13 protein-coding genes are annotated in these 17,326 nt (G+C 63.9%); 2 read left to right on the top strand and 11 right to left on the bottom strand.

What is annotated here, in order from left to right:
* Nucleotides 1-7 precede the first annotated feature (7 nt).
* From AC3WVQ_RS27975 to AC3WVQ_RS27965, 3 genes are read right to left on the bottom strand one after another with little or no spacing between them, the layout of a single operon-like run.
* Entirely contained in the window at nt 8-730 is a 723-nt protein-coding gene (locus AC3WVQ_RS27975) for an ABC transporter ATP-binding protein (RefSeq protein WP_060521876.1), read from the bottom strand.
* Nucleotides 727-1,968, bottom strand: coding sequence for an ABC transporter permease (locus tag AC3WVQ_RS27970; protein WP_492383278.1), 1,242 nt, complete (start codon nt 1,966-1,968; stop codon nt 727-729). The genes AC3WVQ_RS27975 and AC3WVQ_RS27970 overlap by 4 nt, the downstream gene beginning before the upstream one ends.
* 7 nt (nt 1,969-1,975) lie before the next feature.
* Nucleotides 1,976-2,986, bottom strand: a complete 1,011-nt coding sequence (locus AC3WVQ_RS27965; RefSeq protein WP_034798492.1) for an efflux RND transporter periplasmic adaptor subunit — start codon at nt 2,984-2,986, stop codon at nt 1,976-1,978.
* A gap of 144 nt (nt 2,987-3,130) precedes the next feature.
* Between AC3WVQ_RS27965 and AC3WVQ_RS27960 the strand changes: the two genes are divergently transcribed.
* Nucleotides 3,131-3,817, top strand: coding sequence for a TetR/AcrR family transcriptional regulator (locus tag AC3WVQ_RS27960; RefSeq protein WP_268088134.1), 687 nt, complete (start codon nt 3,131-3,133; stop codon nt 3,815-3,817).
* Between the two features lie 52 nt (nt 3,818-3,869).
* On the opposite strand, the gene AC3WVQ_RS27955 is transcribed toward AC3WVQ_RS27960, so the two are convergent.
* Both AC3WVQ_RS27955 and AC3WVQ_RS27950 read right to left on the bottom strand, forming a co-directional pair.
* A complete protein-coding gene (locus AC3WVQ_RS27955; RefSeq protein WP_492383277.1) occupies nt 3,870-5,606 on the bottom strand; it encodes a peptidoglycan D,D-transpeptidase FtsI family protein in 1,737 nt (578 codons plus the stop codon).
* A gap of 1 nt (nt 5,607) precedes the next feature.
* Entirely contained in the window at nt 5,608-8,064 is a 2,457-nt protein-coding gene (locus tag AC3WVQ_RS27950; protein WP_268088137.1) for a penicillin-binding protein 1A, read from the bottom strand.
* 322 nt (nt 8,065-8,386) lie between these two features.
* Between AC3WVQ_RS27950 and AC3WVQ_RS27945 the strand changes: the two genes are divergently transcribed.
* Complete coding sequence (locus AC3WVQ_RS27945; protein ID WP_051659435.1) at nt 8,387-9,304, top strand: LysR family transcriptional regulator; 918 nt, start codon at nt 8,387-8,389, stop codon at nt 9,302-9,304.
* 132 nt (nt 9,305-9,436) lie between these two features.
* Here AC3WVQ_RS27945 and AC3WVQ_RS27940 read toward each other — a convergent pair whose 3' ends face one another.
* From AC3WVQ_RS27940 to AC3WVQ_RS27915, 6 genes are all read right to left on the bottom strand, one after another.
* Nucleotides 9,437-10,984, bottom strand: coding sequence for a SpoVR family protein (locus AC3WVQ_RS27940; protein WP_268088140.1), 1,548 nt, complete (start codon nt 10,982-10,984; stop codon nt 9,437-9,439).
* Nucleotides 10,985-10,996: 12 nt separating this feature from the next.
* Nucleotides 10,997-12,316, bottom strand: coding sequence for a YeaH/YhbH family protein (locus tag AC3WVQ_RS27935; RefSeq protein ID WP_268088141.1), 1,320 nt, complete (start codon nt 12,314-12,316; stop codon nt 10,997-10,999).
* Nucleotides 12,317-12,356: 40 nt separating this feature from the next.
* The gene (locus tag AC3WVQ_RS27930; protein ID WP_058329685.1) at nt 12,357-14,306 is read right to left on the bottom strand and encodes a PrkA family serine protein kinase; all 1,950 of its coding nucleotides are present in this window, start codon (nt 14,304-14,306) and stop codon (nt 12,357-12,359) included.
* Between the two features lie 270 nt (nt 14,307-14,576).
* On the bottom strand, nt 14,577-15,338 hold the full coding sequence (locus tag AC3WVQ_RS27925) for an alpha/beta hydrolase family protein (protein ID WP_492383276.1): 762 nt from the start codon (nt 15,336-15,338) through the stop codon (nt 14,577-14,579).
* A 159-nt stretch (nt 15,339-15,497) separates the two neighbouring features.
* On the bottom strand, nt 15,498-16,256 hold the full coding sequence (gene kduD / locus AC3WVQ_RS27920; RefSeq protein ID WP_268088143.1) for a 2-dehydro-3-deoxy-D-gluconate 5-dehydrogenase KduD: 759 nt from the start codon (nt 16,254-16,256) through the stop codon (nt 15,498-15,500).
* Nucleotides 16,240-17,325 carry an ABC transporter ATP-binding protein gene (locus AC3WVQ_RS27915; RefSeq protein ID WP_112771351.1) on the bottom strand — a complete coding sequence of 362 codons (1,086 nt, stop codon included), beginning with the start codon at nt 17,323-17,325 and terminating at the stop codon, nt 16,240-16,242. Before AC3WVQ_RS27915 ends, kduD begins: the two co-directional genes overlap by 17 nt.
* Nucleotide 17,326 lies beyond the last annotated feature (1 nt).

The following is a 17,326-nucleotide window of genomic DNA, read 5'->3' as shown; positions in this document are numbered from 1 at the left end:
TCGTTCGTCAGGCCTCCGGAGCTGCGCCTTCGTCTTGGCGCGCGGCATTGATCGTCTCCGTGGTCAGGTGCCCATCGATGAGATGAAGGCGCCGGTCCATGCGCGCGGCCATATCCAGGTCATGAGTGACCGCGACCACGGTCTTGCCCTCTTCGCGCACCAGCGTTTCCAGGATCCTGAAGACCTGCTCGGAGCTCGTGCTGTCGAGACTGCCGGTCGGTTCGTCGGCGAGGATCAGCGGCGGGTCGTTGGCGAGTGCACGGGCGACCGCCACGCGCTGGCGCTGGCCGCCCGAGAGCTGATCGGGCCGCTTGTCGAGGTGATCGGCAAGCCCGAGTGCCGCAAGCAGCTCGCTTGCCTTCCCACGCATCTCGCTCCGGCCGAGGCGGCCGAGCTTGCGCATGGGAATTTCGACGTTCTCGCGGGCGGTAAATTCGGGCAACAGGAAGTGGAACTGGAAGACGAATCCGATATTGGCGAGCCGCGTGGCTGCCCGTTCGTTCTCGTCCATTCGCTCCGTGTCGCGACCGCGGATCATAAGCGTGCCACCCGTCGGCCGGTCGAGCAGGCCGAGCAGATAGAGGAGCGACGACTTGCCGGAACCGGAGGGGCCGGTGACAGCGACGAATTCCCGCTCGCCGATGGTGAGCGATATGTCCTTCACCAGCGTGACAGGTACGGTCTCCCTGAGGATCCGCGTCAAATCCTTGGTTTCGATCAGCGTGCTCATGTCGCGCCCCGGATGATCTCGACGGGATTTGCCCGGGCCGCGCGCCGCGCCGGCAGGTAGCCGGCAACCGCTGCCGATCCGAGCGCGAAAGCGGCGGCGATCAGATAGTGCAACATGCTCCAGGCGATCGGTAGCCGGGTCATCTCCTGGCCGGTGGCGGCGAGCTCGAAGCGGACGAGCGAAAGGCCATAGATCATTGCCAAGCCGAACGCCCAGCCGACAAGCGTGCCGACTGTCGCGATCGCCACGCCTTCGAGCACGAAGAGGATGCGCATGTCGGTCTCGGTGAAGCCGAGCGATTTCATGATGGCGATGTCGCGCGCCTTCTCGTGCGTGATCGTCGAGATGATGTTGAAGATACCGAAGCCGGCGACCAGCATGATCGCAGCGACGACCGTGTACATGATGACGTTGCGCACGACGAGCGCCTCGAGGATCGACTCGTTGGCCTCCTGCCAGGCGATCGCCTTGTAGCCGAGTTCCGCCTCGATACGCCGGGCGACGGTCGGGGCGGCGTTCGGATCGTCGAGCTTGATGTTGATCACGTTGATCGCGTTGGGCCGGGCTGAGAGGATTTGGGCGTTTTTCTGCAGCACATAGGCCTCGCCCTCGTCGCGCGCCGTCGTGCCGGTGTGGAAGAGGCCGACGATCTTGAAGCGGCGGCTGAGCCCTTCCGAAGAGACGGCGGTGATCGTGTCGCCGATCTTGGCACCGAGCCGGGAGGCCATGGTATCGCCGATCACCACATTGTTGCCGCCGGCGGCAAGGGCGGCGAAGCTGCCCGCCCTGAAATCTCCGATGATCGGCGAGACCCGCGGCTCCGCCTGCGGATCGATGCCGATGACGGCGGCGCCGACCTCCTGACCGGAATAGCGAAGGACGCCCTGCGCCCTGAGGGTGGCTGCAAAGCGGCCGGGGATCCAGCCGTCGAGCCAGGAGAGCGCTGCCGTTGGGTTGATGATGCCGCGGCGGTCGTCGCGTGGCCTGAGGCCGGAAATGGCCGCGGCACTAAACAGGTCTTCCGCCGGCTGGCGGCGCGCCGTGCGTTGCTCGTCGGTCACCTGCACATGGGGCATCGTGTCGACGAGCTGGCGAACGAAGTCGTCCTGGCCGCCCTGCATCAGCGCTGCCATGGCGATGGAGAAGCCGACGCCGACCGCCACGCCCAGCATCGCGACGATCGTCTGTCGGCCTCGGCCGGTGATGTGCGTCAGTGCGATGTCGAGGATGAGGCGCATGGCGGGCTCATTTCTCCGGCGAAGGGGTGGCCTTCACCCGCGTGCCATCGGCAAGACCGGTCGGGAAGGGCGAGACGACGCGCGCGTCGTCTTTGAGGCCGGAGAGGACTTCGACGCCGTCGGCGCCGCGGATGCCCGTTTTCAGTTCTCGGATCCGTGCGCGATTGCCGTCGATCACGGCGGCCTTCGCTCCTTCCAGCGCCACGGTCGGGATGATCAAGGCGCCATTGGCGACCCGCACGATGATGTTGACGTCGGTCGACATGCCGATCCGAAGCGGCGTGTCGTCGGGCAGCCGAAAGCGCACGCGATAGGTCTTCGTTACCGGATCACCCTTGGGCGTGATGCTGTCGACCGTCGCTTCCAGCTTGCGGTCGGGGAAGGCATCCGATCGGAGCAGCGCCTTCTGGCCGACTTCGACGCGCGGGATATCCTCTTCGTTGACGTCGGCGGTGACGATCAGCGGTTTCGGCTCTCCGACCCAGAAGAGCACCGTGCCGAGATCCGCGACCTCGCCGATCTCGCCGTCCTGCCTGAGTACCTGGCCGGCGCTCGGTGCGCGCAGCACATAGGTCGCGAGCCGCGCCTGGCGGCCGGCGACGAGCGCTTCGAGCTGGCCGAGTTCGCTGCGCGCCCGGTCGACTTCCTGTTCGCTGATCGTGCTGCGTTCGGCGAGCGCCAGCTTGCGCCGATATTCCTCCTGCGCCAGCGTCAGCCGCGCCTGTAGTTCGCCAAGCGCCGCCCGTGCCTCGGTGTCGTCGAGGCGGGCGAGCACGTCACCCTTGGCGACACGCTGTCCCTCGCAATTGCACTGCTCGACGATGCGCTCGGCGACCGTCGGGGTGACTTTCGCCCAGGTGCGCGGCTCCACCACGCCATCCGCATAGATGATCTCCGCCGCATCGCCGCGTTTCGGCGAAATGACGGAGACGGGAACCGGGCGAAGAAAATACCAGGCGCTTGCCGCACCGACGGCAACGACAACGGCCGCTCCGATTGCATAACGAGTGAGCCGCACGAGACGCTCCTTGAACGCTTCCAATCCGTTCTGTATGAATAGACCGACGGTCGGTTTGTTTCAAGGCTGCCGATTTCCTCGACCTTCAGGAGCGTCGTGGACCGCGCCGCAAACCCGTGCTAAGCCGCCGTCCTGGGAGCGCTCATGGTCAGAACGAAGAAATTGCCGGAAGTCCGATCGAACGAGTTGATCGATTGCGCCGAGCGCTTGTTCTTTCTGCACGGCTACGAGAATACGACGGTCAACGACGTCATCCGCGAGGCCAATCTATCCAAGGGCGCCTTCTACCACTATTTCGTTTCGAAGGAGGCCTTGCTGGAGGCGGTCGCGACCCGCCTGGCTGAGCGGAACCTGAAGGAATTGCAGCCGCTTTTCGAAGATCCGTCGCTCGATGCAGTCGGCCAGCTGAATGCGCTTTTCGCCGGCTCGCGGCGGCTGAAGCTCGACATGGCGCCGCAGCTGAAGAACAGCTTCAACGCCCTCTTCAAGCCCGAAAATGTCGCGCTCTATCATCGTATCGACGAGGCGCTGATGGCCGTCAGCCTGCCGCTGGTCGCCGAAATGCTGCGGCGTGGGCACGCGGACGGAACGCTCGATGCGCCCGATCCGGAAGCTTCCGCCCTGATGTTGCTGCAACTGCGGCTGAGTGTCGCCAAAGTGATGCACAAGGCCTTGCAGCGACAGGAGGCCGGCGACCTCGACGGCGCGGCTGCGATGCTCGACGGCTGGATGCGAACCTACGGCACCGCCATCGAGCGCTTTCTGAAGCTCCCGGATGGAACGATCGAAGTGACCGAACCGGGTTTCTCCCGCGCTTTCCTTGAAGCATAGCCGACGGTTCGGTTGCCGGCTCGCGCGTCATTGCCTGCCGCGGCGGCAGGGATCAAAGCGCTCCGTCGATCGCGCCGCTGTTGCGCTCGCCTGTGTTCGTCGGAGACGGAAAGAGCTGGGAGCCAAAGGCGCCCTGGCTGCTGATCTCGGGGAAGCTGACGTCTGCGATTTCGAAATCGGGCATGAGCGCAAGCATCGGCAAGATCCGTTCGAAAACCGCGCCGCCCAGCGGTGCTGCATTCCAGCCGGAGGTGCGGAAGCCATAGGTCTCCTTCAGACCCTTGGGCTCGTCGAGCAAAGTGAGAAGCAGATAGCGCGGATTGTCGACGGGAACGACGCCCATGAAGGATGTGATGTTCAGCTCCTTCGAGTAGCGCCCGCTGACCACCTTTTCGGCGGTGCCGGTCTTGCCGCCTATGAAATAGCCTTTGACCTCCGCCTTCTTTGCCGAGCCGGTCTTGGCGTTGAGCCGCAGCAGATAGCGCAGCGACTCGCCGGTCTCCGGCTTGATCAGATTGCGCGCGATGATGCGTTCGTCGAGCGCCGCACCCTTGATCAGAGTTGGCCTTATAAGGCGCCCACCGTTGACGAGCGCCGCCACCGCGATGCTCGCCTGCAGCGGCGTCACGGCGATGCCGTGGCCGTAGGAGGCGGTCGCCGTTTCGATCTCGCCCCAGCGTCGCGGCAATTGTGGATGGGCGCTTTCGGGCAGTTCCGTCGTCAGCCGCGACGTCTGCCCGAAGCGCGTCAGGAATGCCTGCAGGTTCTCCGGGCCGACGGATATCGCCATTTTCGCCATCGAGATGTTCGACGAATAGATGAAGGCCTCCGGCACCGTCAGCGGTCGATGCTGGCCGCGGTAGTCGTTGATGCGGAAGCGGCCGAAGGCGAGCGGCTTGCTGGCGTCGATGACGGAGCGGAGCGTGAACTGGCCGGAATCGAGCGCCATGGCCGTCGTCAGTGCCTTGAAGGTCGAGCCCATCTCGAAGGTGGCGGCGGCGATGCGGTTGATACGGTCGGGCTTCAGCGCGTCCACGGGCAGGTTCGGGTCGAAATCCGGGTAAGAAACGAGCGCCAGGATCTCGCCATTGGTGACGTCGAGCACCAAGCCGGCCCCGGCCTTGGCGCTGAACTTGGCGATCGCCTTGCGCAACTCGACCTCGAGCGCATGCTGGATGCGGATATCGAGCGTCGTGCTCACCGGCTCGAGGTTGCGATGGGAGAGATCCATGCCGCTCTGGCGCAGCACCTCCAGCCCCTGGCCCTCGATCCAGCGCTCGATGCCGGCGATGCCAATATTGTCGATATCGACCGCGCCGAGCACGTGGGCGGCAAGCGTGCCGTTGGGATAGAAGCGCTGTTTCTCGCGCTGGAAGCCGATCGCTGGAAGGCCGGCGTTCCAGACGGCCTGCTCTTCGGCCGGCGTCACTTGCCGCTTGATCCAGGCAAACGCCGCACCGCTCTTCAGCCGACGATAGAGGTCGCGCCCGTCGAGATCAGGGAAGATCGCTGTCAGTTTCTCGACTGCTTCGTCCACATCGACGATCAGTCGAGGCTCGGCGTAAAGCCCGGAACTCGGCACGTCGATCGCCAGCAGATTGCCGTTGCGGTCAAGGATCGAGGGACGGCCGAGCGACGGCGGCGGCGGTATGTAGCCGGTGCGCTCGTAGTCGGCGGCGCCGAGCTGGACGAGACGCGCGAGCATGAGGCCGAAGACGAGCGCGAACGCGCCGATGACGAGGAGAAGGCGGCCGCGGGGATCCGGCCGGAGCTGAGCCTTGCGTGCCATCTCAATAAAGTCCGTTGCTGTTGGTAAGAAGCTTCGCCCGCTGTTCGGGCGTAAGGTCCGCATCGGCCGTGGCCGATGTGCTCGCCGTCTCGAAGCCGTCGATGACCGGGCAGCCGCCGGCGCAAGGGGCAGTGCCCGGCTTGAAGGATTCGAGAATGGCACCCGGCGTGCCCGCCGGGACCGGTTGGCCGCTCTTCCGGTCGATCGCCTCGACCATCATGCCTGTTGGCGCGTGGAAATCGGCCGCGGCCCGCCCCGCAAGAGCCACCTTCATGAAATCGATGAAAATGGGTGCGGCGAGGCCGCCGCCGGTTTCGCCGTAGCCCATGGGCTTCGGCGTGTCGTAGCCGAGGAAGACACCGGTGACGATATCGGGCGTGTAGCCGACGAACCAGACGTCCTTCTCGTCATTGGTGGTGCCGGTCTTGCCGGCGATCGGCACGCCGAGCGAGCCGACATTTCGAGCGGTGCCACGTTCGACAACGCCGCGCAGCATCGAAGTGACCTGATAGGCTGTCATCGGATCGAGCACGTAGTCGCGGTCGTCCACGGGCATGGGCTCTTCCTGGCCGGTCCAGTCGGAGGCGTTGCAAGCGTCGCACTTGCGCTGGTCGTGGCGAAAGATCGTGCGGCCGTAACGATCCTGGACGCGATCGACCATCGAAGGCGTGACGGCCCTGCCGCCATTGGCGATGACCGCATAGGCCGAGACCAGCCTGAGCAGCGTCGTTTCGCCGGCGCCGAGCGACATCGGCAGGTAAGGCTTCAGCTCGTCATAGATGCCGAAACGCTTGCCGTAGTCGGCGACCAGATCCATGCCGAGATGGCGGGCAAGGCGCACGGTCATCAGGTTGCGGCTGTTTTCGAGCCCGACGCGCAGCGTCGAGGGACCGCTGAAGCGACCGTCGTAGTTCTTCGGTTTCCACATTCGCCCGGCGCCGTCGGCAAGGGCGATCGGCGCATCCATCACCAGCGTCGTCGGCGCATAGCCGTTGTCGAGGGCGGCGGCATAGACGAAGGGCTTGAACGACGAGCCCGGCTGGCGATAGGCCTGGGTTGCGCGGTTGAATTCCGACTGGGCATAGGAAAAACCACCGGCGACCGCCAGCACCCGGCCGGTGTTCGGATCCATGGAAACGAGCGCGCCCTGCACGAGCGGCGGCTGCCGGAGCAAGTAGCCGTCGCCCGCCTTTTCCACATATACGACGTCGCCGGGCGCCAGAGCCCCGTCGGGTCCCGCGGCGCAGCCCCGCTTTGCCTTGGCCGAGCGGCAGAGCGCCCAGGCCATGCCCGCCCGGCCAAGGCGGATCGTCTCGTTGGTGCCAAGAGCACCGCTTCGTTCCGCGACCGTCGGCCTTAGCCCGATCTCTGCTCCATCCTTGTCGGTCGCCATCACCACGCCGAGCCGCCATTCCGGCACGTCGGCGAGCGGCTGGAGCCTGGCAAGCGCCGGCGCCCAGTTTCCGGTCGAAGGGAGCCTGGCGACGGGGCCGCGGTAGCCCTTTGCCTGGTCATAGGCGACGAGGCCTTTGCGCAACGCCGTCATGGCGGCGACCTGCAATCGCGGATCGAGCGTCGTGCGCACGGAGAAGCCGGCCGTATAAAGGGCAGCATCGCCGTATCGGGCGTTGAGCTGGCGGCGGACGTCCTCGGTGAAATAGTCGGAACTGGCGACCGCGGGCGATTGTTGGCGTTGCCTGACGCCGAGCGAGGAAGCGGATGCCTTTGCGGCGGCGGCGGTGTCGATGACGCCGTTCTGCCGCATCTGGTCGATCACCCAGTTGCGGCGGCCGGTTGCCCGCTCCGCCTGGCGGTCCGGGTCGTAATTGTTGGGCGCCTTCGGCAGGGCTGCGAGGAAGGCTGCCTCCGCGACCGAGAGCTCGCTGACCGGCTTGTCGAAATAGGTGAGCGCTGCCTGCGCCACGCCATAGGCACCGCGCCCGAGATAGATGTCGTTGAGATAGAGTTCGAGGATGCGGTCCTTGGAATAGGTCTGGTCGATCCGCAGCGAAAGGATCGCCTCGCGCAGCTTGCGCTCCACAGTCCGGTCCGACGTCAGCAGGAAATTCTTGGCGATCTGCTGCGTGATCGTCGAGCCGCCGATCATGCGGCGACCGGAGCCGTAGTTGGCGAGATTGGCAAAGAGCGCCGTGCCGATGCTCGCAACATCGATGCCGGGATGGGTGTAGAAGTTCTTGTCCTCGGCGGAGAGGAACGCCTGGCGCACGCGTGCGGGGATGGTGGCGATGGGCAGGAACAGCCGGCGTTCCCGCGCGAGTTCCGCGACCATCGTGCCGTCGGCGGCATAGAGGCGGCTGGTCACCGCCGGCTCCCAGTTGGCGAGCGTGCGGTGATCGGGCAGGTTTCGCGTCAGGGCTGCGACGAGCGCGGCGGCGGCCAGCGCGACGACGACAGTAAGATTGAGGCATGTGCCGAGCAGATTTACGAGGAGCTTCATAACGGGCAGAGCGGACCTTCATGGCAGCAGGCAGCGTCGCCGACACGGGTGTTCGTGGGGCGGGCAGCGCATGCGGAGCGGAGTATCGGGGTGCGCCTACGTCCGCGGACGTTGGCTCGGTGACGGTGCCTGCGGCCGCTAGGGCCAGATGAAACGGCGCATGGATCAGGTCTCCGAAAGCGGTGCGGCTGACCGCGCCTTTCCTGAGTTGGCGGCTTCCGGGCAACGGCACGCACCGCCGATAAAGTTCACCGTAAAGGGATTGTGCTTACGCAACAAACCACGTTTATTTGCGAGACCCATTAGGTGAGTTAGGGCATTCATGGTCAGGCCATATCTTCCGCTCAATGCGCTACGCGCTTTCGAAGCCTCGGCGCGGCATCTGAGCTTTACGCGCGCGGCAATCGAGCTCTGCGTTACGCAAGCTGCAGTCAGCCATCAGGTCAAGCTTCTCGAAAACCGCCTGAACGTGACCCTGTTCAAGCGGCTGCCGCGCGGGCTGATGATCACGGCGGAGGGCGAGGCGTTGCTGCCGGTTCTGCGCGATAGCTTCGACCGGATGGCGGACATGCTCGACCGCTTCGAGGCGGGGCATATTCGCGAAGTGCTGATGATCGGCGCCGTCGGCACGTTTGCGGTCGGTTGGCTGCTGCCGCGGCTCGCGGATTTCCAGGCGAAGTATCCCTTTGTCGACGTTCGCCTCTCCACCAACAACAACCGCGTCGATATGGCGGCCGAGGGGCTGGATTTCGCTATACGCTTCGGCGGCGGCTCGTGGCACAATATCGAGGCGACGCGGCTCTTCGAGGCGCCGCTATCCGTGCTTTGCATCCCCGAGATCGCCGAGCGGCTGAAGACGCCGGCCGATCTGCTCGACGAAACGCTGCTCCGGTCCTATCGGGCCGACGAGTGGGTGACCTGGTTCGATGCAGCCGGCATCGCCTATCCGGCGCCCCTGCTCAAGGGCATCGTCTTCGATAGTTCGCTGGCGATGATGGAGGCAGCGGCCCAGGGGATTGGCGTGGCGCTGGCGCCGCCGCTGATGTTCTCGCGGCTGCTGTCGAACGGCACGATGCGCCAGCCCTTCGACGTTCATACCTCGATGGGAAGCTACTGGCTGACGCGGCTGAAATCGCGTCCCGTCACGCCGGCGATGACCGCCTTCCACGATTGGCTCGCTGCGGCGGCCGAGCAGGAGGCAGCGGCCTTGCCGGCCACGCCCGACGTTATCGCAGGCTGAACGTCCGCCACAGTGCAGTTCAACGCAAGCTGCGCCTCAACCGGGTCCCGCGGCGGTGCGTCTTTATGGCCCAATAATTCTAATGTCTGCCACCAATTCTAATGATGGCCACGACGCACGGCTTTTATCCGTTCACTCGGACGATTTTGCCGTCGAGCACTCGTACACCGTGCGCCCGCTTTGGGCATCGACGCCGGCGAGGCTCACCTCATAGCCCCAGAGATGGCGAATATGGCGCATCGTCGCGTCGCGGCTGCCCTCGTCGAGCAGGATACCGTGCTTGACATTGTGCTGCAGCCGCAATTGCCGGTCACCGAGCAGATCGACGTCCATCACCTGGATGTCCGGCTGGTTGGCAGCAACGTCGTAGCTGTTGGCGAGCGCCGAACGGACCGCGGAATAGCCGCGCTCGTTGTGGATCGAGGCAACCTCGACGAAACGATCCGACGAGCGATCTGAGAGCTGGAACAGCCGGAACTTGCGCATCACCGCCGGGCTCAGATACTGCAGGATGAAGGACTCGTCGCGATGGTTCGCCCAGGCGTCGCGCAGCGTTTCCATCCAGTCGCCATTGCCGGCAAAGGAGGGGAACCAGTCGCGGTCTTCCTCCGTCGGCTCGGTGGCGATCCGCTGGATATCCTGCATCATCGCAAAGCCGAGCGCGTAAGGGTTGATGCCCGGGTAGCGCCGGTCGTCGAAATCCGGCTGGAAGACGACGTTGGAATGGCTCTGCAACAGTTCCAGCATGTGGCCTTCGCCAATCCTGCCCTGGTCGTAGAGCCGGTTGATGATGGTGTAATGCACGAAGGTGGCGCACCCCTCGTTCATGACCTTCGTCTGGCGCTGCGGTGAAAAATACTGCGCGATCACCCGCACGATCCTGAGCAGCTCCCGCTGCCAGGGCTCCAGGATCAGACTGTGCTTTTCGAGAAAATAGAGCAGGTTCTCCTCCGGCAGGTTGAGCACCTTCTTGCGCTCGGAGGCGTCGCGCTCAGCCTCGGCCGGGTCGCGGTTCTCGGCGACCTGCGGTAGCGTTCGCCACAGGTCGCTATAGGTCTGCTCCTCATATTCCAGCCTTTCACGCGCTCTCTCGCGCACCTTTTCAGAGGAGAGGCGGGGCGGGCGGCGGTAGCGGAAAACGCCCTGGTCCATCAGCGCATGGGCGGAATCGAGAATGGCTTCGACGGCGGCAGTGCCGTGCCGCTCCTCGCATTTGGTCACGTATTTCTTGGCGAAATCCATGTAGCTCAGGATCGCACCAGCATCGGTCCACTGGCGGAAGAGATAGTTGTTCTTGAAGAAGTGGTTATGGCCGAAAGCGGCATGCGCGGTAACCAGCGCCTGCATCGCCATGGTGTTTTCTTCCATGAGATAGGTGATGCAGGGATTGGAATTGATCACCAACTCATAGGCAAGACCGCGGTGGCCCTTACGGTAGTGATGCTCTTCATAGGCAAAGCGCTTGCCGAAGGACCAGTGCTGGTACATCAGCGGCATGCCGACTGAGGAATAGGCGTCGAGCATCTGTTCGGAAGTGATGATCTCCAGCTGGTTCGGGTAGACGCTGAGGCCCATTTCTCCGAGCGCGACCTGCTCGATCGCGTCGTAAGCGCGCGACAGCGTCGCAAAATTCCAGTCGGACCCCTGGAACAGGAGACCTGAGGTCGTGCGTCTTGCCATCCGGTCTCCCCCTCATTTCCGTGTGCGTACGGTCGGCTGCCGGGCAAAAAGCCTGCGGAAGACCGGGTAGATGTCGGCGGGTTTCGCAATCCGGGTCATCTGGAAATTCGACTTCTCGCCGTCCACCGTGCGATAGGCGCGCCAGAGCGCGGTGCCGTTGTCCGTCGAGCCGAAGATTTCCGTCTCGCGCTCGTCTATGATCTCGACATAGGCATAGTACTGGCAGAGCTTCGTGAGTTTTTCCCGCAGCAGTGCCGCACAATGTTCGCTGTCGCCAATGATGTTGTCGCCGTCGGAGGCCTGGGCCGCATAGATGTTCCAGATCTGCGAGGGGTAGCGGTCCTCGACGATCCTGATCATCTCTTCGAGCGCCGTCGATACGATCGTGCCGCCACTCTGGGTGCTGTAGAAGAAGGTCTCCTCGTCGACTTCGCGCGCCTCGTCCGTATGGCGGATGAAGACGATGTCGATGCGTTCGTAGCGCCGTTTCAAAAACAGGTGCAGAAGCACGAAGAAGCGTTTGGCGAGGTCCTTCTCGCGCTCGCCCATGGAGGCCGAGACGTCCATCAGGCAGAACATCACGGCGTTGGCGTTCGGCAGCGGCTGCTGCTCAAAGCGGTTGAAGCGGATGTCGACCGGATCGACGTAAGGGATGCGCCGCCGCTTCTTCTCGATCCTTTCCAGCTCGACCCGCAGTTCCTTGAGCCTCTGTCGGCTCTTCGCCGTCGGCTCCGGCTCCACTTCCAGTTGCGCGATCTCGTCGGTGACCGCGGTCAGTTCCTTCTCCTTCGGCCGGTGCAGTGCCAGGTGTCGGCCAAAACTGTTGCGCATCGTGCGCCCGACATTGATATTCGTCGGCGTTCCCGCCGTGGCGAAGCCGGCGCGGCGGGGCTTGAAGGTGACCGTTTCCTTGAGACTGAGCTTGACCATGTCGGGCAGCTCCAGATCCTCGAAAAACAAATCCAGCACTTCCTCGCGCGACAGGATGAACTGGAAATCATCGTCGCTTTCGCCGGTTCCGGGCTTGCCCTTGCCGCCGCCACCGCCACCCGCTTCCGGTTTCGGCAGGCGGTCGCCTGCCGAAAACTCCTTGTTGCCGGGAAGCACGTAGTTGCGTTCGCCGGAGCCGCGGGACGGCTGGAACGTGGGCTCGCTGGCACCATCAGTCGGCATCGGCACGCCATGCGCGGCGTCGACGTCGATGATCCTGTCCGACTTGACCTGATCCTTGATGACCCGCTTGAGCTCTTCGCGGGCCCGCTTCAGAAAGCGTTGTCGATTGCCGAGGCTCTTATCCTTCGGATTGAGCCGCCGGTCGATGAAATTCGGCATATACCAATCCCCTGCTTCGGCTCAATCCCCTTCGGCATCGTTAGCCCGCCTTGTTGACCCGCATGTACCAGTCGACCAGTCGCCGGACCTGACGCTCCGTGTAGCCGCGCTCGGTCATGCGTTGGACGAACTCGGCATGTTGCTTCTCGGATGCGCTGTCCTTCTTCGAGCCGAAGCTGATGACCGGAAGCAGGTCTTCGACCTGGCCAAACATGCGCTTCTCGATCACATCGCGAAGCTTTTCGTAGCTCGTCCAGGAGGGGTTGCGCCCATGGTTCTTGGCGCGGGCGCGCAGGGTGAACTTGACGACCTCGTTGCGGAAATCCTTGGGATTGGCGATGCCGGCCGGCTTTTCGATCTGCGACAGTTCGCTGTCGAGGATCTCCCGGTTGAGGATTTGTCCGGTATCCGGGTCCTTGAAGTCCTGATCTTCGAGCCAGGCGTCGGCATAGGCGATGTAACGGTCGAACAGGTTCTGGCCGTATTCGCTGTAGGATTCGAGATAGGCCTTCTGGATTTCGTGGCCGATGAATTCGGCATAGCGCGATGCCAGCTCGGACTTGATGAAGTCGAGGTAGCTCGCTTCCGTCTCCTTCGGGAACTGTTCGCGGCGGATCGCCTGTTCCAGAATATACATGAGGTGCACGGGATCGGCCGCGACCTCCTTGGTGTCGTAGTTGAAGGTTTCCGACAGAACCTTGAAGGCAAAGCGGGTGCTGATGCCGGTCATACCCTCGTCGACGCCGGCGGCGTCGCGATATTCCTGAACGGACTTCGCCTTGGGATCGGTGTCCTTCAGGTTCTCGCCGTCATAGACCCGCATCTTGGTGTAGAGCGGCGAGTTCTCGTGACGGGCAAGGCGGGTGGAGACGGTGAAGCGGCTGAGGCTTTCCAGCACTTCCGGCGCGCAGGGACTCTTGGTCAGTTCGCTTTCGCGCAGCAGCTTCTCGTAGATCTGCCGCTCTTCGGTGACGCGCAGGCAGTAAGGCACCTTCACCACGAGGATGCGGTCGAGGAAAGCCTCGTTGTTCTTGTTGTTCTTGAACTGCAGCCATTCGGACTCGTTCGAGTGCGCAACAACGATGCCCTGATAGGGGAAGCCTCCAAAGCTTTCGGTGCCGTTGTAGTTGCCTTCCTGGGTTGCGGTCAAAAGCGGATGCAGCACCTTGATCGGCGCCTTGAACATCTCGACGAATTCGAGCAAGCCTTGCGTCGTGCGGTTGAGGCCGCCGCTATAGGAATAGGCGTCGGGATCGGCCTGGCTGTAGTTTTCGAGCTGGCGGATGTCGACCTTACCGACCAGCGAGGAAACGTCCTGGTTGTTCTCGTCGCCGGGCTCCGTCTTGGCGATCGCCACCTGGCGCAGCCGCGACGGCATCAGCTTGACGACGCTGAACTTTGAGATGTCCCCATCGACTTCGTCGAGCCGCTTCGTCGCCCAAGGCGAGATGAGGCCGGTCAGCCGGCGTCGGCCGATGCCGTATTTGTCTTCGAGCAGATCGGCCATGCGGTCGGGATGGAAGAGGCCGAGCGGTGATTCAAAGACGGGGCTCACCTTGCCGCCGACCGCCAGCGTGTAGATCGGCTGCTGCTCCATCAGTTTCTTCAATCGCTCGGCCAGAGACGACTTGCCGCCGCCAACGGGGCCGAGCAAATAGAGGATCTGCTTGCGCTCCTCCAGCCCTTGCGCTGCGTATCGGAAGTAACCGACGATGCGCTCGATCGTGTCCTCCATGCCGTAGAAGTCGGCGAAGGATGGATAGATCTTGACGGTCCGGTTGGAGAAGATGCGACCGAGGCGCTCGTCCGCGCTCGTATCGATCAGGGTCGGGTTACCTATGGCTGTGACCATCCGCTCCTGCGCGGTGGCATACATGCTTTTGTCATCACGACATGCGAGGAGGTATTCCTGAAGGCTGATTTCTTCTTGCGCTGCACTGGTATAGATCTCCGAGAAGAGATCGAAGACGTCGCATTCGCTCTTTTGCATCATGCTCTCCCGCGGCCGCTGGCTGAGACGGGGATCGCTGCTTATCGGCTCGCTCATTCGAATAAACGGCGTCCCATTCGCAAAGTTCCTTCAGAATACTCGCTTTCTTGTGATTCTCGAAGGGGTTGCTTTCGATGTTTGAAAGATCGTGAACGCGACATCACGAAATCCTGATCGAGCCGGTGGAAGAAGCGCGAAACGGCGGCGCAGACCGCCTGCTTTAAGCCCGGCGGCTCCGCCATTCCGCGTGATCATGACGGCGGGGTCGCGTCAGTTGCTGCCGGTTTCTGCGAGGTGTTGGGTGAGGAACGCGAGAACCGCGTCGCGCATGGTCCTGGTTTCGCCATGGCCGATGCCGAGTTCTGCAACCAAAGATACGTCACCCTCGGCGCCGGCCTCCCGATAGGCGGCCAGCGTGTCTGCATAGGCGCGCTCCACCGCCGGCGGCGGCGTCAGCGGATCGTCGAGCCCGACGCAGACCAATTGCGGCCGCGGCGCGACGAGCCCGGCGATTGCGCCGGTCGATGTCTCCGCGAGCAGGCCGCGCACGGTGAGATAGTGGCCGTGCCGATCATGCGCTCCGGTTTCGACGAGTGATGCGAAATCGGCGAAGGAGCAGAGATGCGCGGTTGCCGCGATGCGCTCATCGAGCGCTGCCAGGAAATAGGAGAGCGTCGCACCCATCGAAATCCCGGTCATGCCGATGCGGTCGGCATCGACATCGTCGCGCGACGAAAGCCAGGTGAGCGCCGCCTCCTGCTCGGCGAGCATCTGGCCGAAAAGCGTGCGACCGTACCAGAGGGCCGCCTTCGCCGCGGCGCTCTCGGTGACGGTGGAGCGTTCGCCGAATGTCGGCATATCGATGCAAAGGGTGACGAAACCATGCTCTGCCAGAAGGGGGCCGGGCGGGCCGAGCAGCGCCGGCCGGCCCTCGAGCAACTCGCTGGCACCGATCTCGTAGCGTCCGCCATGGGCGTGGGCGTAGAGGATCGCCGGTCGAGGCCCGTCGTTGCCGGGCGGTCGTGTCAGCAAACCGCGGATCTCGGCTCCATTGCGAAGGCTGCGGAAGCGCAGCCTCTCGACAAGGTGGGAGCCTTGCTCTTCCGTCTCGCACGCCTCCAGCACGAGCTCTGTTTTGGCGAGACCGAGAAGCGTCTGCAGGCGTTCGCGAGAAATTTACATGGGTACAATCTATCGAACTAGCCAGCCGCCGTCGACCGGCAGCACCGTGCCGGTGACATAGCCGGAGGCCGGGGCGGCAAAGAACAGCACGGCGGTGGCGAGATCATCCGGCGTGCCCCAGCGCCCGGCGGGGATGCGGGCGGAAATCTGGGCGTTGCGGTCGGGATCGTTGCGCAGCGCTTCGGTGTTGTCGGTCGCCATGTAGCCGGGCGCAATCGCGTTGACGGTAATTCCGCGCGGCGCCAGTTCGTTGGCCATCGCCTTGGTAAGGCCGGCAATGCCGTGTTTCGAGGCGGAATAGGCCGGCACGCGAATGCCGCCCTGGAACGTGAGCATCGAGGCCACGTTGACGATGCGGCCGGCGCGTCCGGTCGCAACCATGTGCTTCGCGGCCGCCTGCGACAGCAGGAAGGCTGCCTTGAGGTTGACGTCGAGCACGCTGTCCCAGTCTTCCTCGGAATAATCGAGCAGGTCGGCGCGGCGGATGATGCCGGCATTGTTGACGAGGATATCGATGCCGCCGAGGGCCGCGGCCGCCTCGGAGATGACGTTGGTCGCATTGAACTTTCTCGAAAGATCCACGGTCTGCTGGTGGAAGCGCACGCCCGCTTCCACGACCAGCGCTGCCGTTTCCGGCATTGGCGACGAGCCGATCGCGGCAATGTTGGCGCCGGCCCTGGCCAGTGCCAAGGCCATGCCCTGGCCGAGGCCGGTGCGGGCGCCGGTGACGAGAGCGGTCTTGCCGGCGAGGTCAAACAGCGCGTTCAAGGCGAAGCCCTTTGTCGTTGAAGAGGTGGATGGGGGCTGCCGCAAGCGACAGCCGGATGTCGTCGCCCTGCGCAAGGTTGTGCTGACCGGGAGCAACGACCAGCAGCTTCTGGCCGGCGACGTCGGCGTGCAGCACGGTTTCGGAGCCGAGCGCCTCGACGAGGCGGATCTTCGCCGGAATGCTGTTTTCGCCCGCATCGAGCGTTATGTGATGCGGGCGCACGCCAAGCGTGATGGGCGTTCCGGTTGCCGCCACGCCGCCCGCCATCGGAACCTCCAGGCGGTGACCGCCCTTGAGCGTCGCGACAGCCCTGTCCGAGCCGGCCGCCTCCAGCGTGCCTTCGAGGAAGTTCATGTGCGGTGAGCCGATGAAGCCGGCGACGAAACGGTTTGCCGGCTTGTTGTAAAGTTCGAGCGGCGTGCCAATCTGCTCGATACGCCCGGCGCGAAGCACGACGATGCGGTCGGCAAGCGTCATCGCCTCCACCTGGTCGTGCGTCACATAGATCATCGTTGCCGAAAGGCGGGCATGCAGCGCCGCAAGCTCGGCGCGGGTCGAGCCACGCAGTTCCGCGTCGAGGTTCGACAGCGGCTCGTCGAGCAGGAAGGCGACCGGGCGGCGAACGATCGCCCGGCCGATCGCGACACGCTGGCGCTGGCCGCCGGAGAGCTGGCCGGGCCGGCGTTCGAGATAGGCTTCGATCTCCAGCATACGCGCGGCTTCGGCAATGCGCTCGGCGATCTCCGCCTTGGGCATGCGGGTGTTTTCGAGCCCGAAGGCAAGGTTCTGGCGCACGCTCATATGCGGGTAGAGCGCGTAGGACTGGAACACCATGGCAAGACCGCGATCGGCCGCCGGCACGTCGTTGACCACCTTGCCGTCTATGGCGAGCTCACCGCCGGTCGGCTTTTCGAGCCCGGCAATCATGCGCAGCAGCGTGGACTTGCCGCAACCGGACGGGCCGACGAAGACGACGAATTCGCCGTCCTTGATCTCGAGGTTGATGTCATGAAGCACGTCGACGGCGCCGAACGACTTGGTCACATTGGTAAGCTTGATGTGGCCCATG

This window comes from Ensifer sp. EB106-05-01-XG146 (genome assembly GCF_058791875.1).
The sequence above is the reverse complement of the archived record's forward strand: the minus strand, read 5'-3'. Positions and strand labels throughout refer to the sequence as shown.

Excerpts from the sequence above, each read along its gene's own strand:
- AC3WVQ_RS27975 (WP_060521876.1), bottom strand. The coding sequence starts at position 730 with ATGAGCACGCTGATCGAAACCAAGGATTTGACGCGGATCCTCAGGGAG.
- AC3WVQ_RS27970 (WP_492383278.1), bottom strand. The coding sequence starts at position 1,968 with ATGCGCCTCATCCTCGACATCGCACTGACGCACATCACCGGCCGAGGC.
- AC3WVQ_RS27960 (WP_268088134.1), top strand. The coding sequence starts at position 3,131 with ATGGTCAGAACGAAGAAATTGCCGGAAGTCCGATCGAACGAGTTGATC.
- AC3WVQ_RS27955 (WP_492383277.1), bottom strand. The coding sequence starts at position 5,606 with ATGGCACGCAAGGCTCAGCTCCGGCCGGATCCCCGCGGCCGCCTTCTC.
- AC3WVQ_RS27950 (WP_268088137.1), bottom strand. The coding sequence starts at position 8,064 with ATGAAGCTCCTCGTAAATCTGCTCGGCACATGCCTCAATCTTACTGTC.
- AC3WVQ_RS27945 (WP_051659435.1), top strand. The coding sequence starts at position 8,387 with ATGGTCAGGCCATATCTTCCGCTCAATGCGCTACGCGCTTTCGAAGCC.
- AC3WVQ_RS27940 (WP_268088140.1), bottom strand. The coding sequence starts at position 10,984 with ATGGCAAGACGCACGACCTCAGGTCTCCTGTTCCAGGGGTCCGACTGG.
- AC3WVQ_RS27935 (WP_268088141.1), bottom strand. The coding sequence starts at position 12,316 with ATGCCGAATTTCATCGACCGGCGGCTCAATCCGAAGGATAAGAGCCTC.
- AC3WVQ_RS27930 (WP_058329685.1), bottom strand. The coding sequence starts at position 14,306 with ATGCAAAAGAGCGAATGCGACGTCTTCGATCTCTTCTCGGAGATCTAT.
- AC3WVQ_RS27915 (WP_112771351.1), bottom strand. The coding sequence starts at position 17,325 with ATGGGCCACATCAAGCTTACCAATGTGACCAAGTCGTTCGGCGCCGTC.